This is a genomic window from Pyramidobacter sp. CG50-2 (assembly GCF_003612005.1).
In the GTDB taxonomy this organism is placed as follows: Bacteria; Synergistota; Synergistia; order Synergistales; family Dethiosulfovibrionaceae; genus Pyramidobacter.
This window is the reverse complement of the sequence record NZ_RAWT01000027.1, coordinates 1-13,577: the sequence shown is the minus strand read 5'-3', so window position 1 is coordinate 13,577 and position 13,577 is coordinate 1. Positions and strand designations below refer to the sequence as shown.

At 62.2% G+C, this 13,577-nt stretch carries 12 protein-coding genes and 1 tRNA gene; 6 read left to right on the top strand and 7 right to left on the bottom strand.

Annotation, left to right across the window (positions count from 1 at the left end):
- The first annotated feature begins 117 nt into the window (after positions 1-117).
- From D7D26_RS07015 to D7D26_RS07000, 4 genes are read left to right on the top strand one after another with little or no spacing between them, the layout of a single operon-like run.
- A complete protein-coding gene (locus D7D26_RS07015; RefSeq protein WP_158606301.1) occupies positions 118-2,478 on the top strand; it encodes an aminoacetone oxidase family FAD-binding enzyme in 2,361 nt (786 codons plus the stop codon).
- A gap of 47 nt (positions 2,479-2,525) precedes the next feature.
- A complete protein-coding gene (locus tag D7D26_RS07010; RefSeq protein WP_120372560.1) occupies positions 2,526-3,521 on the top strand; it encodes a hypothetical protein in 996 nt (331 codons plus the stop codon).
- Positions 3,518-5,455 carry an ABC-F family ATP-binding cassette domain-containing protein gene (locus D7D26_RS07005; RefSeq protein ID WP_120372559.1) on the top strand — a complete coding sequence of 646 codons (1,938 nt, stop codon included), beginning with the start codon at positions 3,518-3,520 and terminating at the stop codon, positions 5,453-5,455. Before D7D26_RS07010 ends, D7D26_RS07005 begins: the two co-directional genes overlap by 4 nt.
- Before the next feature lie 3 nt (positions 5,456-5,458).
- Positions 5,459-5,884, top strand: a complete 426-nt coding sequence (locus tag D7D26_RS07000) for an FKBP-type peptidyl-prolyl cis-trans isomerase (protein WP_120372558.1) — start codon at positions 5,459-5,461, stop codon at positions 5,882-5,884.
- 242 nt (positions 5,885-6,126) lie between these two features.
- On the opposite strand, the gene D7D26_RS06990 is transcribed toward D7D26_RS07000, so the two are convergent.
- Genes D7D26_RS06990 through hypA form a run of 6 tightly spaced genes read right to left on the bottom strand, consistent with a single transcriptional unit; the run spans position 6,127 to position 11,468 of the window.
- Entirely contained in the window at positions 6,127-7,188 is a 1,062-nt protein-coding gene (locus D7D26_RS06990) for an AbrB family transcriptional regulator (protein ID WP_158606300.1), read from the bottom strand.
- Positions 7,189-7,227: 39 nt separating this feature from the next.
- Positions 7,228-7,863 carry a site-2 protease family protein gene (locus D7D26_RS06985; protein ID WP_078016239.1) on the bottom strand — a complete coding sequence of 212 codons (636 nt, stop codon included), beginning with the start codon at positions 7,861-7,863 and terminating at the stop codon, positions 7,228-7,230.
- A gap of 17 nt (positions 7,864-7,880) precedes the next feature.
- On the bottom strand, positions 7,881-8,492 hold the full coding sequence (gene coaE, locus D7D26_RS06980) for a dephospho-CoA kinase (protein ID WP_078016240.1): 612 nt from the start codon (positions 8,490-8,492) through the stop codon (positions 7,881-7,883).
- The gene (locus tag D7D26_RS06975) at positions 8,446-10,422 is read right to left on the bottom strand and encodes an ATP-dependent helicase (protein ID WP_120372556.1); all 1,977 of its coding nucleotides are present in this window, start codon (positions 10,420-10,422) and stop codon (positions 8,446-8,448) included. Before D7D26_RS06975 ends, coaE begins: the two co-directional genes overlap by 47 nt.
- A gap of 31 nt (positions 10,423-10,453) precedes the next feature.
- Positions 10,454-11,125, bottom strand: coding sequence for a hydrogenase nickel incorporation protein HypB (gene hypB / locus D7D26_RS06970; protein WP_168170042.1), 672 nt, complete (start codon positions 11,123-11,125; stop codon positions 10,454-10,456).
- Entirely contained in the window at positions 11,106-11,468 is a 363-nt protein-coding gene (gene hypA, locus D7D26_RS06965) for a hydrogenase maturation nickel metallochaperone HypA (protein ID WP_078016243.1), read from the bottom strand. The genes hypB and hypA overlap by 20 nt, the downstream gene beginning before the upstream one ends.
- Before the next feature lie 237 nt (positions 11,469-11,705).
- Between hypA and D7D26_RS06960 the strand changes: the two genes are divergently transcribed.
- Both D7D26_RS06960 and D7D26_RS06955 read left to right on the top strand, forming a co-directional pair.
- Positions 11,706-12,803: an A/G-specific adenine glycosylase gene (locus tag D7D26_RS06960; RefSeq protein WP_120372555.1), complete on the top strand. Its 1,098-nt coding sequence runs from the start codon at positions 11,706-11,708 to the stop codon at positions 12,801-12,803.
- A 217-nt stretch (positions 12,804-13,020) separates the two neighbouring features.
- Positions 13,021-13,269 carry a glutaredoxin gene (locus tag D7D26_RS06955; RefSeq protein WP_120372554.1) on the top strand — a complete coding sequence of 83 codons (249 nt, stop codon included), beginning with the start codon at positions 13,021-13,023 and terminating at the stop codon, positions 13,267-13,269.
- Positions 13,270-13,341: 72 nt separating this feature from the next.
- Here the strand turns inward: D7D26_RS06955 and D7D26_RS06950 are convergent.
- Positions 13,342-13,417 (bottom strand) — tRNA-Asn (locus D7D26_RS06950).
- Positions 13,418-13,577: the final 160 nt, after the last annotated feature.

Below are 13,577 nucleotides of genomic sequence, written 5' to 3'. Positions count from 1 at the left end.
ACAGCTTCGCAGAAAGAGATCGAAACGTTCATATTATAACATCACACAAAAAAGGGTTGTCGTGATAGTATTAAAACATTCATGCGTCTGGCGCAAAAAGCCGAAGGAGATTTACTGATGAGCACATTTGACGTTGTCGTTGTCGGCGGCGGTCCGGCCGGGATGATGGCGGCGGCCCGCGCCGCACAATACGGCGCCCGCACGGTTCTGCTCGAAAAGAACCGCGAGCTGGGGCGCAAATTGATGATCACCGGCCGGGGACGCTGCAACTTTGCCCACGATCAGGAGGATCCGGAACTTTTATCGAAAGATTATCGCCGCGGCGGGGAATTTTTGCTGCCGGCGCTCCGCACGTTCGGCGCCAAGGAAACCGCCGCGTTTTTTCTGCGCCGCGGCGTAGTGTCGACGCACGAACGCGGGCATCGCCTCTATCCCCGCGAGGGGCAGGACGCTTCGTCGGTCGTCAACGCGCTGTGGACCGCCCTGAAGGACGGCGGCGTCCAGGTGCTGCGCGGGATAGAAGTTCGCTCTCTCGACATTCTCGGCGGCACAGTCCGCCGCGTCACCACGGGACGCGAGGAAATCGAAGGGCGCGCCTTCATCCTCGCGACGGGGGGGCTATCTTTCCCCCACACGGGTTCCACCGGCGACGGCTACCGCTGGGCCCGCAAGGCCGGCCACGAGATCGTCGAGACGACGCCGGCGCTGTGCCCGATCAAGGTCGTGGAACGCTTCGACGATCGGCTGTCCGGTCTGAAGCTCAAAAACGTGCGCGTCACGGTCCGCCACAACGGCGAAACCGTGGACGAACGCTTCGGAGAGATGGATTTCACGCCGTTCGGCATTTCCGGCGCCATCGTCATGGACCTGGCCGCCGGCGTGGGGAACTGCCTGCGCCAGACGGGCCGCACGACCGTCCATATCGACCTCAAACCGGCGCTCGAGCCGGAACGTCTCGACGCGCGCATCGAACGCGATTTCCGGGAATTCGGCGGCGACGCGCTGCGCTTTGCGCTGAGAAAAATGCTGCCCGCGCAGATCATCCCCGAAGTGCTCAAAATGGCCAAGCTCGACATGGGGAAGCCCTGCGGCGAGACCACGGCCGACGAGCGGCTCGCGCTCAGGAACACGATCAAGGATTTCGTCGTCACGCCCACGGAACTTCTTGGGTTCAGGCACGCCATCGTCACCAGCGGCGGCGTGAGCACCGACGAGATCGAGCCGGAGACCATGGCCTCGAAGCTCGTCCCCAACCTCTACTTCGCCGGCGAGATGATCGACGTCGACGGGCCGACCGGCGGCTACAACCTTCAGGAATGCTGGAGCACCGGCTTCACCGCCGGGAGCGCGGCCGCCGAAGCGCTGGGGTTCAAAAAGCCCACCGACGAGGACATCGTCAGACAGATGGAAGCGGCGCGCAGCCACAGGTATGAAATCTCCAAAGCGGAGCGGCAGAAATTCAAGGAGGAGAAAACCGAAGACATGACGATCAAAACCGGCCCCACCGACGACAAAGAGTTCTGCGGCTGGAGAGCCCCCCGCAGGCGGCAAACGTCCGAACAGACAAAGGGGGACGCCGGCGGCGGCGAATTCAGTTCCGGAAAGGACCGCCGGCCTTCTTTTGAGCGGCCTTCTTCCGAAGACCGTCACCGCGAGAGGCGTCCTTTCCGGCCTGCCGACCGTCCGGACCGTCCCCAAAAGACGTACCGGGAGGACAGAGATTTCGGGGAGCGCCGGGATTTCGCCGAACGCCCGCGTTTTTCAGAAGAGCGCCGCTCCTTCCGTCGGGACAAAGACCGCCCGTTCGAAAGACAGCGGCGGCCGTTCGAAAACGATCGCGGCGAGGGGCCGCACCGGGAATACCGCCACCAGCCCTACGACAGCTACGATAGGGGCGGCCGCGAGGGGTTTTCGGAATCGCACCGCTTTCACGAAGCGGCGTCCGAAGAAAGATCCCGACGCCCGGAACGACGCCCCTTCGACCGCCCCGACTTCGGAGAGCGCGACGAACGCCGCGCCTTCGAACGGCCGAGCGGTCCGCGTCCGTTCCGAGAAAATTTCCGCAGCGAAGGTTCCGAATATCAGAGGCGCTCCGATTCGCCTCCACGGGACTGGCGTCCGCACGATCAGGAGCGGCGTCCCCGTTTCTCCGACGCTCCCCAACGCTCCTATGGGCCTGACGGCCGGGAACGCCGCGGATTCTACGAGCGCGGCTTCGGCAACGAACGAGTTTCGTACGCCGGCCGTTCGGAGCGTCCTTACGACAATCGCCGGAGCCATACCGACCGCGACTTTCATGCCGGACGCAATCCTCAGGAGCGCCCCTTTCACGGCGCACGGCCGTTCGACGAAGACCGGATCCGGGAAAGGGATCTCCATCATGAAAGCAGACCGCCCCGCAACGAGCAGGGCGTTTCCAAACCGCGTCCGCGAAAATTCGCCAGTTTCTCCCGTTTCAGGAAAGACCGCGAACGATAAAGCGAAAAACGCAATACCATCCATCTCTCAACAGGAAGGCCAGCCGTATGCAGGAACAAATTGACACAAGCGCCGTCGATCCCATCCCTGAGGAAGAAGCGTTCCGCCGGGCTCTCGCGCAGATCGAAACGTTCGGCAAGCAGATATTTCGAACCGCCGAACGCCAGAAAGACCTTCTGCTCAACGAAAAAGAGCAGAACGCCCGCGAAACGATTGCGCTCCGCAAGCGGCTCGACGAAAGGGAGAACGAACTGGAAACGCTCCGAAAAAATCTTATGGACGCTCAGATGGAGCTTTCCGAAGCGCGCCGCAGCGAAGCCTCGCTGAAGCTCGAAATAAAGCAGCTCAAGGAGCAGGTTTCCATTTACCGCGTCGACGCCCGCCGCATCGAAGAAGCCGAAAGCCAGCTGCGGACCGCGAAAGAAGAAGCCGCTCACCTTCGCGCTCGCATCGAAGAGCTGAATACCGAAGCGGTCAGAGCCGTCCGCAAACACAAAACGGAAGTCGACGCGCTGACTCTGAAGTACGAGCAGGAGAAAGTGGCTCTGCACGAAAGCGTTCAGATCGCGGAAGACCGCGCCCGCAGCGCCGCCGAAACCGTCGCCAGGACCCAGTCCCTGGGCAGCATCGCCGAGCACGAAAAAAATGCGGCGCTGGAGGAACTGGCGCGCAGTAAACGCGAACAGAAACAGCAGCTGGAAAAGCTGCAGAACGATCTGGCCCGTCGCGAAGCGGCCGCTTCCGAACTGGAGCGCCGCTTTGCCGACCAGCAGCGCGAGTACGAGCGCAAGCTGTCGCTGATCCAGCTGCAAACGGGACAGCAGTATCAGTCGCAGATGGAAGCCCTGAAAAACGTTCTCGAAGACAAAGCGCACGAACTCAACCGCGCCCACTATCAGATCGAACAGCTCAACGACGATCACCGGCGCGCGCTCGAGGCCCTGAAACAGGATATGGAAAAGCAGCTTGAACTCCGCGCCGATGAAATCCGCCGCCGGCTCATCCTGAAATCCACGGGAAAAGACGGGCGTCCGTCGCCATGATACAGATCAGAGACCTCAATCTGACCTTTGCCGGCGGCCGGAAAATTTTCGATGGCCTGAACTGGCAGATCGACACCGGAAGCCGGACGGGACTCGTCGGCCCCAACGGCGTCGGCAAAACCACGCTGCTGCGCGCCATGGTCGGGCAAGTGACCGCCGACAGCGGCGGCATCGCCGTCTCCCCTCTTTCCGCAACGGTCGGTTACCTGCCCCAGGATCTGGCGGAGCTTCCCGATGTCACGCTGATGCAGTACCTCAAAGACCGTACCGGCATTACGGCGGCGGAGAAACGGCTCAAACAATGTTCCGAAGAGCTCGCCGCCGCGCCTGAAAGCGAACATGTCCGTCTGATGAAGCTCCACGATGAAGCGGCCGCCGCCTATGAAAACCTCGGCGGCTATTCTTTTGAAGCGCTGTCGCGCAAGGCGCTGCACGGGCTGGGGTTTCATGACGGCGACGACGCCAGGCCCTGCGGCGAGTTCTCAGGCGGCTGGAAGATGCGCGTCACGCTGGCCGGGCTGCTGCTGTCGCGCCCCGACATCCTGCTCCTCGACGAACCGACCAACCACCTCGACACGGAAAGCATGGAATGGCTGGAAAACTGGCTTTCCGACTATCGCGGCACGCTCGTGGCCATTTCCCATGACCGCGTCTTTATGGACAAGGTCATGAAAAGCATCGCCGAGCTCCATTCCGGCAGGATCCGCGTTTACAAGGGCAACTTCTCCGATTATCTGCGCGCTTCGGAAGAGCGGAAAGCCCAGCTCGAGCAGGCCGCCGCCCGCCAAAAAGAGGAGATCGCCAGGACGAAAGAATTCATCGAACGCTTCCGCTACAAAGCCACAAAGGCCGCGCAGGTGCAAAGCCGCGTCAAGACGCTTGAAAAGATCCAGATCATCCGGACGGAAACGGCGGCCCGTCGCGTGACGCTGAAATTTCCGCCCTGCCCGCCCAGCGGGCATATCGTCCTGACGCTGACCGATCTCGGCATGGCCTACGGAACGCACCGCGTCTTTGAGCGCCTCAACGCGACCGTCGAACGAGGGCAGAAAATCGCCCTCGTCGGCGCGAACGGCGCCGGCAAATCCACGCTTTCGCGCCTCATTTCAGGCAAAGAGCGCCCCACTTCCGGAAGCTGCGAAACCGGCTACCACGTGCTGCCCGCGTTTTTCTCGCAGGAGAGCGCTGAAAATCTGAACTACGACCGCACCGTCTGGCAGGAAATTTATCCGCTCAACATGGATATGTCCGAGGCGGAAAAACGCGCTCTGCTCGGCTCGTTCCTGTTCAGCGGCGACGACATTCACAAGCCCGTCAACGTGCTTTCCGGCGGCGAGAAGTCGCGCCTTTCCCTCGTCAAGATCCTCATGAACCCGTCGAACTTCCTGATCCTCGACGAACCGACCAACCACCTCGACATGACCACGCGGGAGCTTTTTCAGCAGGCTCTGCTCGCCTACGACGGCACGCTGCTGATCGTCTCGCACGACCGCTATTTCCTGAACCAGCTCGCGCAGCGCGTTTGGGAACTGCGCGACGGAGCCCTGTACGACTACGCCGGCAACTACAGCCGTTTCATCGAGCAGCGCCAGGCGTCGCTCGCGCAAGATGCTCCTCACGCCGGCCCCGATGTGAAACGCCGCGGCGGCGAACGCGACCAAAAGCGCGAAGAAGCGCAGCGGCGCAACGAAATCTACCGCCGTAAAAAAGTTTACGCGGACGAACTCGCCGCGCTGGAAGAGCGCATCGACGGCCTGGAAAAGCGCAAAAAGGAGGACGAACGAGAGCTCTGCCGGCCGGAAGTGCTGTCGGATTCCGTCAGAGTCCAGGCCCTCATGAAAGACCTTGCGGACGCCGGCGCGGAACTCGAGGCCGCGACGAGCCGCTGGGAAGAACTGATGGAAATCATCGAAAAAATAGAAAAGGGAGAATGAGTCATGTCTCAGACCGTAAGAAAAGGCGACAAGATCCGCGTGCACTACACAGGAACGTTGAACGACGGTTCCGTTTTCGATTCTTCCGTGCTCAATAAGCGTCCGCCGCTGGAGTTCATCGTCGGCGCCGGCCAGATGATCGCCGGCTTCGACAAGGGCGTCGAGGGCATGGCCGTCGGCGAAACGAAAAACCTCAAGCTCGCTCCCGAAGAAGCCTACGGCCGGCGCCGCGACGACATGCTCGTCACCGTCGAAGCGAACCGCATGCCCAAAGGCTACACGCCGCACGTCGGCGATCAGCTTCAGATGGGACGCTGCCCCGTCACCGTCACCGCGGTCAAAGACGACGGTTCCGTCACGCTCGACGCCAACCATTCCCTGGCCGGCAAGGAACTGAACTTCGAGGTTACCGTCGTGGAGATTCTCTGATACCGGTTTTCACCGAAAAGACGTCATCGAAAATCAGGATGAAATGAAAAATCCAGCATGAACGCAGATAAAAAAATGACCTCCGCCGTCGCTTCAGCGCAGGTCATTTTTTTTCGTACACGACTCATACTCTTTCTTGATAAAACGCATTATCATAATTTACTGGGCGCGGCGAGGGAGTTCCGAGCGACTGAACTCCCTCGCCGCGCCCTTACGTCCGGCCTTTTGATTGAGAAATAGTATCAGGCAAAGAGCCGCGCGATCAGAGGCACGCAGACGACGATGGAGATCATGCGCACGGCGTGGAAGACGCCGACGATCAGCGGGTCGGCGCGCAGATCCTCCGCAAAGAACACCACTTGGCTGAGGCCGCCGGGGCAGGTGGCAAGCACGGAGGTCATCGCGTCCCAGCGGGTGAGGCGGTGCATGATCCAGGCGAGCAGGAAGGAAAGGGCCTGAATCAGCGCCACGGAAAACGCCAGCGGGAAGAAGAGTTCCCTCGCCAGGTGAATCGTGCTCGGCGACAGGCCCACGCTGATGGTCATGCTCAGACAGATCTGAGCGGCACTGCGCAGCCACGGCGGGAGGGTCATCACCTTCCCCGAGCGAAGATTCATGGCGCCGGCTCCGCACATAGCCCCGATCATGTACGCCGACGGAAAATGCGCCGCCTCGAAAAGCAGCGCCAGCGCGCCAGTGACGGCCGCGAAGCGGGCAATCTCGCCGGGCGAAAAGGAGGCTCTCGTTGCCGCGCCCGCCGCCGGCGCTTTCGGCAGGACGGCGCCGGACGCGCGGCGCGCCAGCCAGGCCGTGGAAAACGGCAGCGTCACGTAAAGCACGATGATTCGCACGGACTGAAAGAAAGCCACGATGCCCACGTCGGCGCCGGCGGACATGGCGAAGATCGACATTTCCGCGATGCCGCCGGCCGCCGAGGAAGCCAGACAGGTCATCAGCGAGAGTCTGCCGCCGGCGAAGGCGAACAGCAGCACGCCGGTCGCAACGGAAGCCATGACCATCCAACACGACGCCAGCGAGACGGGAAAAAGCATCTTCCCGACCGCGTTCGCCATATGGCGGTCGATCCGCTGTCCGAGGATAACGCCGCTCAAGACCTTGGAAACGAAGGACACCGGCGCCTGATAAAAGGGCAGCCGGAGCCCCGACAGGTTGAGAAGCCCCAGCAGGAACAGCGAACCGAGCATGGCCGCGGCAGGCCAGCCCATCTTTTTTGCGCCGCGGGCCCCCGCGCAGCCGACGGCGAAAAGCGCGGCGGTCCCTGCCGAGCGAGCGAGAATTTCCATCATCAGCCTCCGATCCTTCCGCAGCACGCCGCCTTGCGTCTAGCCCAGGATCAGACGCAGCCCCCAGCGGACGGCCGGGGACATAAGGCGCCCGACGACGCCGAGGTAGATCAGGGCCAGCAGCACCGGCAGGCTGTAACGATCGAGCCACTCGAACGCGGGACGGGCCGTCCGCGGCAGGACGAGGGCCAGCAGTTTGGAACCGTCGAGCGGCGGCACCGGGATCAGATTGAACACGGCGAAGTTCAGGTTGATCGTTACGAAAGCGATCAGCACCTGCTGCAGGCCGTAATTGCCGAAAAGCGCCGCGGGGGAAAAACGGATCAGCCCGCGGATCGCCAGTCCGGCGGCGACGGCGGTGAGGATGTTGCCCGCGACTCCCGCGACGGAGACGAGGAACAGGTCGCGGCGCGGGCGTCTGAAATTGTAGGGGTCGATCGGCACGGGACGCGCCCAGCCAAAGTGGAACAGAAACATGCACAGAGCTCCCCACAGGTCGAAATGCGCCATGGGGTTCAGGGTCAAGCGCCCGGCGTCTTTCGCCGTAGGATCGCCGCAGCGCAGCGCGACCCAGCCATGGCAAAACTCGTGGAACGAAATGGCCCACAGGATCGCGGGCACGGCCGGCAGCAGGGAAATAAATTCCCGTCCGGCTTCGGCAAAGAATCGATTCATGATGCGGATTCACCTTTTCAACAGTCAGTTTGCGCTTCGCGGCGGGATCGCAGAGCTTGGATTTCCCGCCAGATTTTTTCCAATTGCGCCTCCAGATTCTCCACGGAACCGTCGTTGCAGAGCACCCAGTCGGACAGCGCCATGCGCCGCTCGCGGTCCATAAAGAACCGTTCCCGCCGCGCCAGTTCGGTCTCGTCGAGCCCGCGGGAGCGGTTGCGCTCCGCGCGGAGCCGCGGGGCGGCGGCCATGAACAGCACTTTGTCCACCCAGTCGGGACGTCCCGCCTCGAACAGCATGGGGATCTCGGCCACGACGACGCCTTCTTCCGGCAGAGCCGCCTCCATCCTGGACAAAACGACGGGGTGGGTGGCGCGGCAGAGCCAGCGGTATTCCTCCTCGTCGGCAAAGACCCGCGCCGAGACCGCTTTTCTGTCGATCTTCCCGTCGGCGCCGAACACCGATCCTCCCCAGCGGGCGCGCGCCTTTTGGGGCAGTTCGCCGCCGTCCCAGAGCCCGCGGACGATCCCGTCGGCGTCCAGCAGCGCGGCGCCGCGGGCGCGGAACCACTGCGCCGCCGTGGACTTACCAGCGCCCGGCTCGCCGGTAAGGGCGATAACGACCGTAGCCATAACGTTCGGGTTCCTCCTTCTGCTCGAAGACTTCCGTACACTCGTCGGGCAGTTCCGCCAGGAAGCGCGAGAAGCCCTCCCGCAGCACGGCCCCGAACAGACGGCGCTGACGCGCGCCGCTCATGTAGAGCCTTTCCTCGGCGCGCGTCATGCCGACGTAGCAGAGACGGCGTTCCTCTTCCAGTTCTTCCTGGCTGTCGGAACTGCGGCTGTGGGGAAAGATCCCCTCCTCCATGCCGGTCATGAAGACGACGGGGAATTCGAGCCCCTTGGCGGCGTGAAGCGACGACAGGTTGACGGCGTCGCGCGCTTCGTTCTGCGTGTCCATGTCGGTGTAGAGCGAGACCTGGTCCAGCACCTCGGCGAGATTTTCTCCTTCCGGCGCGATGGAGAGCAGTTCGCGCACGTTTTCCACGCGCTCTTCCCAATCGGCGGGCTCGGCTTTCATCAGCAGATTCTCGTAACCAACGCCGTTCAGGATCCAATCGAGCGCCAGCGGCAGGCTGTGCTGGCGCTCCAGCAGCGTCAGCATGTGGCCGGCCAGCTGCGCGACGCCCTCGGCGGCCTTGCCGGTCAGGCCGCCTTTTTTCACTTTCACGGTCCCCCACACGTCTTCCGCCGCGCCTTTGGCGTTTTCCCGCATCCAGGCGCTCAGCTTCTCGAGGCTCTTCGGCCCGAGGGCGCGGGCCGGCAGGTTGCCGACGCGGTTCAGGGCCACGAGATCCCACGGGTTGACGGCCAGGCGCATGAACGCGACGACGTCGCGGACTTCCTTGCGGTCGTAGAAGCTGGTGCCGCGCACGATGCGGTACGGAATGCCGGCTTCAATCAGCGCCTGTTCGAGCACGCGGCTGAGGGCGTTCATGCGGTAGAGGACGGCGATGTCGCCGTAATGATACGCCGCGGTGAGGCCGACGATCTCGCGCGCCAGCGCTTCGGCCTCCGCCTTTTCGTCGCGCAGATACCAGACGCTGACTTTCTGGCCTTCTTCTCGGTCCGTGCGCAGGTTTTTCTCGCGGCGGTTTTTGTTGTGCTGGATCAGACGGTTCGAGGCGTCGAGGATCATGGCGGTGGAACGGTAGTTCTGCTCCAGCAGCGTCACCTTGGCGTTGGGGAAATCGCGCTCGAAGTTCATGATCGTGGCGTAATTCGCGCCGCGCCAGCCGTAGATGGACTGGTCGGGGTCGCCCACGACCATCAGGTTGTTCGAACCGCCGACGAGCAGCCTCATCATCTGATACTGCGAGCCGTTGACGTCCTGATATTCGTCGACGAGCACCCACTGCAGGCGCTCCCGCTCGCGCTCGAGCAGTTCGGGATCGCTTTTCAGCAGGGCCAGAGGCACCGCGATCAGGTCGTCGAAATCGAACGCGCCCTGCTCCCTGAGCGCCTGCGAGTATTTTTCGTACACGTCGCCCATGAAGTTGTCGTAGGCGGAAAACTGCACCGAAGCGGGGTCGGCGGAAGATTTGATTTCCGAGATCCTGTTCAGCGCCCACGAGGGCGCGAATTTCTCGGTGTCGATGTTCAGTTCCTGCATGACGTGTTTGACGGCCGTCAGGGAATCGGAACGGTCGTAGATCACGAAGCTGGGGTTGTAGCCCCGGTCGCGCAGCAGTTCGCGGTTGCGGAAAAGCAGGTTCAGCCCATACGAGTGAAACGTGCAGATCTGCGCGCCGCCCAGCGAACCGCCCAGCAGTTTCTCGACGCGTTCGCTCATTTCCCGCGCCGCCTTGTTGGTAAAGGTCACCGCCAGCACGCGCCACGGTTTGACGTCCTGCGCGGCGATCAGCCAGGCGATCTTGCTCGTCAGCACGCGCGTCTTGCCGCTTCCCGCCCCGGCCAGCACGAGCTGCGGCGCCCCCGTGAAGGTCACGGCTTCGCGCTGAGCCTCGTTCAGCCCCTTCAGCAGTTTTTCGGGATCAGTCATCTGTCTTCCTCATGCGCTCTCCGCCGTCCGATCACGGCCTTCGGCAAGCCTTCTTCGCCTCGCGCCAGTCGTACAGCATCTTGATCCAGAACTCCAAACCTTCGCCGCTGAGGCTGGACAGGCGCAGGCGGCGCGCCTTGGGGTTGAGCCGCGTGACGTCGTCCCAGTAAAGCGTTTCGTCGAAATCGACGTACGGTTTCAGATCGATTTTCGTCAGCACCACGGCGGCCGCTTCGGAGAAAAGTAGCGGGTACTTGAGCGGCTTGTCGGAACCCTCGGGCAGGCTGGAGACGGCCACCTTGCAGTCTTCGCCGATATCGAACTCGGCGGGGCAGACCAGGTTGCCCACGTTCTCCACGAAGATCAGGTCGAGTTCGTCGAGCGGCAGCTGTTCCAGCGTGCCGGCCACCCAGTTCGCTTCCAGATGGCAGCCGCCGTTCGTGTTGATCTGCACGCTGGGCGTGCCGGTCGCCCTGATCCGCTGCGCGTCGCGGTCGGTGGCCACGTCGCCTTCGATCACCGCGCACTTCAGATCGAGACCGGTCAGGGTCCGCTCCAGCAGCATCGTTTTGCCGGAGCCGGGCGAACCGATCAGATTGACCATCAGGATCCCCTTTTCCGCGAGAAGGTCCCTGATTTTCTGCGCATAGCCAAGATCCGCCGCCATGACGGCCTGCTGTACGTCAATTTTTTTTCGCGTCATCGTCTTCCACCTCGATCGAATCAATGTTCAGTTCCATGCCCTGCTCCATCTGCGCGTCGGGCGAACCGCAGAAGGGACACAGCACGCTCATGCGCTCCTCACCCCACGTGCGGCCGCAGCGCGGACAGCTGACGAGGATCGGAACCGGCTCGATGTCCAATTCCGCGCCCTGCAACCGCGAATCCCGGGACGCCGCCGCAAAGGCGAATTTCATGACTTCCGGCACGACCTGACGCATGGCGCCGATGCGCAGCGTCACTTTTTCTATCCTCTTCCAGCCGTTCTCCTCCGCCAGAGACTCGACGGAATCGATGACCGCCTTCACCAGCGAGAACTCATGCATCAGTCCACCTCCCAACTCGTCTATTCTACTACACGGCAGCAAAAAAATGGCGGCGTCGGCGCGTTTTGTCGCAAATCATCGTTCTCCGAAACGCGGAGGCTGGTATAATAGCGGTACTTCGCTTTCATTCCGGAACTATTCAGAGGTCATTCACGTGCTCAAACGCCATTTCACCGCCCGCCAACTTTTTTCTTCGCAGGACGACGCCGCGGGCGCCCTGCGGAATGCGCCCCGCCGATGAACGCCGAAAAGTTTCACCTCGAAGCCGCCGAAGCGCTGACCGCATGGTATAATTCCCACAAGCGCGACCTGCCCTGGCGCCTCGACCGCGATCCCTACCGCATCCTCGTCTCCGAAGCCATGCTCCAGCAGACTCAGGTGGAACGGGTGAAAAGCTTTTACGCGCGCTGGATGGAGCGCTTCCCCACGCTGACGTCGCTCGCTTCGGCAAGCGAAGACGACGTCCTGGCCTGCTGGCAGGGACTCGGCTATTACAGCCGCGCCCGCAGCCTCCGCAAAACCGCGCAGCTCGTCCGCGACGCCGGCCTGACGACGCTGCCCGCCGAGCGGGAATTCCTGCGCTCGCTCCCCGGTCTGGGACCGTACACCGTCGGCGCCGTCTGCTCCATTGCCTTCGACTTGCCGGTCCCGGCCGTCGACGGCAACGTCAGGCGCGTTTTTTCGAGACTGCTGGATCTGAGCGAAGACCCCGCCAAGGCCAAGGGGACGGCGCTGATCGCCGCCCACGCCGCGGCCATTCTCAAACTCGGTTCGCCGCATATTCTGACTCAAGCGTTCATGGAACTGGGCGCGACCGTCTGCACGCCCGGGGCGACTTGCAAATGCGCGCAGTGCCCCGTCGGACGGCTGTGCGCCGCCAAGGCGGCCGGCACGCAGGCGCAGCGCCCCGTCGGCGCGCGCCGGAACGTTGTCGAGCGGCGCCGCGGCGCGGCGCTGCTGATCCTCGTCCCCCATGGCTGCGCCGTGCGCCGCCGCCCCGCCGGCGGTTTGTGGTCCGGATTTTACGAGATTCCATGGCTCCGCGGCGAGGCGGACGAAAGCGCCGAAAGCTGCCTTTCCCGGCTGACCGCCGAGCTGCGGCTTACCGCCCCATGTCTCGACCTTGAGCTGGAAGAGACTTTGAAGTTCACGCGCTGGCAGGTGCGCCTTCATCTGTGGAGCTGCCGCATGCCGCAGCCGCCGGCCGGGTGCGATGCCGTTTCCGCGGACAAACTGACCGGCTTGCCCATGCCGGCCGGGTTGAAGCGCCTTGTTCAGAAAGCGATCGGGCAATCCGCCCGGAAGCAGCTCGAACTCTTCCCGCCAGTCCGGTAATAATACTATTTCTCAATTAAAATGCCGAATACAGAGGCGCTGCGGGGGAGATTCACAAAGCGAGCTGCGCAGACCGCGCAACGGTCGAAATAGTCCCGAGCGACTGAACTCCTCCGCAGCGCCCTGAAAACTATGTTAATACTTTCTATCAAGAATTAGTATAAGATCGACGTTCTGTGTTCAAGCGCATCCATTTCATTCCAAGGAGGAAATTTCCATGAAAGTCACCGTCTATGGCACCATGAACTGTCCCGACACCGTCGACGCGCTGCGCGAGTACGAAGCGTGCGGCATCGGCGTCGATTTCCGCGACATCGACGCCGACATCAAAACGCTGAAAGAGTTTCTCAAACTGCGCGACACGGAAGAAGTCTTCGCCGACGCGCGCCAAGAACACTTCGTCGGCGTTCCCTGCGTGATCAAGGAAGACGGCTCGCTCACCCTCGACTGGGAATCGCTACTGTAAAAATTTCCGCACGCCGAAAGGTCCGCATACGAAAAGGCCCTGACGTTTTTTGCGTCAGGGCCTTCGGTTTTCTGGCTCCTCGAGCAGGACTTGAACCTGCGACCTAGTGATTAACAGTCACCCGCTCTGCCGACTGAGCTATCGAGGAATTTATCAAGAATGAGGAAAATTATACTCTTCACGCGCTCCGTGTCAAGAGGCAAATAAAAAAAAGCAGCCCGGTGCGAACGTGTGAAATTCTTCAAGGTAAATGCAACGCAACATCCGGTACCCCGTTGCATTAAATCTGAATTAAAAGAAGCTTGCAT

What these genes read in the sequence shown, in the direction of transcription:
- coaE (WP_078016240.1), bottom strand. Translation starts at nt 8,492, where the DNA reads ATGGCTACGGTCGTTATCGCCCTTACCGGCGAGCCGGGCGCTGGTAAG.
- D7D26_RS06960 (WP_120372555.1), top strand. Translation starts at nt 11,706, where the DNA reads ATGAACGCCGAAAAGTTTCACCTCGAAGCCGCCGAAGCGCTGACCGCA.
- D7D26_RS06955 (WP_120372554.1), top strand. Translation starts at nt 13,021, where the DNA reads ATGAAAGTCACCGTCTATGGCACCATGAACTGTCCCGACACCGTCGAC.
- D7D26_RS07010 (WP_120372560.1), top strand. Translation starts at nt 2,526, where the DNA reads ATGCAGGAACAAATTGACACAAGCGCCGTCGATCCCATCCCTGAGGAA.
- D7D26_RS07015 (WP_158606301.1), top strand. Translation starts at nt 118, where the DNA reads ATGAGCACATTTGACGTTGTCGTTGTCGGCGGCGGTCCGGCCGGGATG.
- D7D26_RS07000 (WP_120372558.1), top strand. Translation starts at nt 5,459, where the DNA reads ATGTCTCAGACCGTAAGAAAAGGCGACAAGATCCGCGTGCACTACACA.
- D7D26_RS06975 (WP_120372556.1), bottom strand. Translation starts at nt 10,422, where the DNA reads ATGACTGATCCCGAAAAACTGCTGAAGGGGCTGAACGAGGCTCAGCGC.
- D7D26_RS06985 (WP_078016239.1), bottom strand. Translation starts at nt 7,863, where the DNA reads ATGAATCGATTCTTTGCCGAAGCCGGACGGGAATTTATTTCCCTGCTG.
- hypB (WP_168170042.1), bottom strand. Translation starts at nt 11,125, where the DNA reads ATGACGCGAAAAAAAATTGACGTACAGCAGGCCGTCATGGCGGCGGAT.
- D7D26_RS07005 (WP_120372559.1), top strand. Translation starts at nt 3,518, where the DNA reads ATGATACAGATCAGAGACCTCAATCTGACCTTTGCCGGCGGCCGGAAA.
- hypA (WP_078016243.1), bottom strand. Translation starts at nt 11,468, where the DNA reads ATGCATGAGTTCTCGCTGGTGAAGGCGGTCATCGATTCCGTCGAGTCT.
- D7D26_RS06990 (WP_158606300.1), bottom strand. Translation starts at nt 7,188, where the DNA reads ATGGAAATTCTCGCTCGCTCGGCAGGGACCGCCGCGCTTTTCGCCGTC.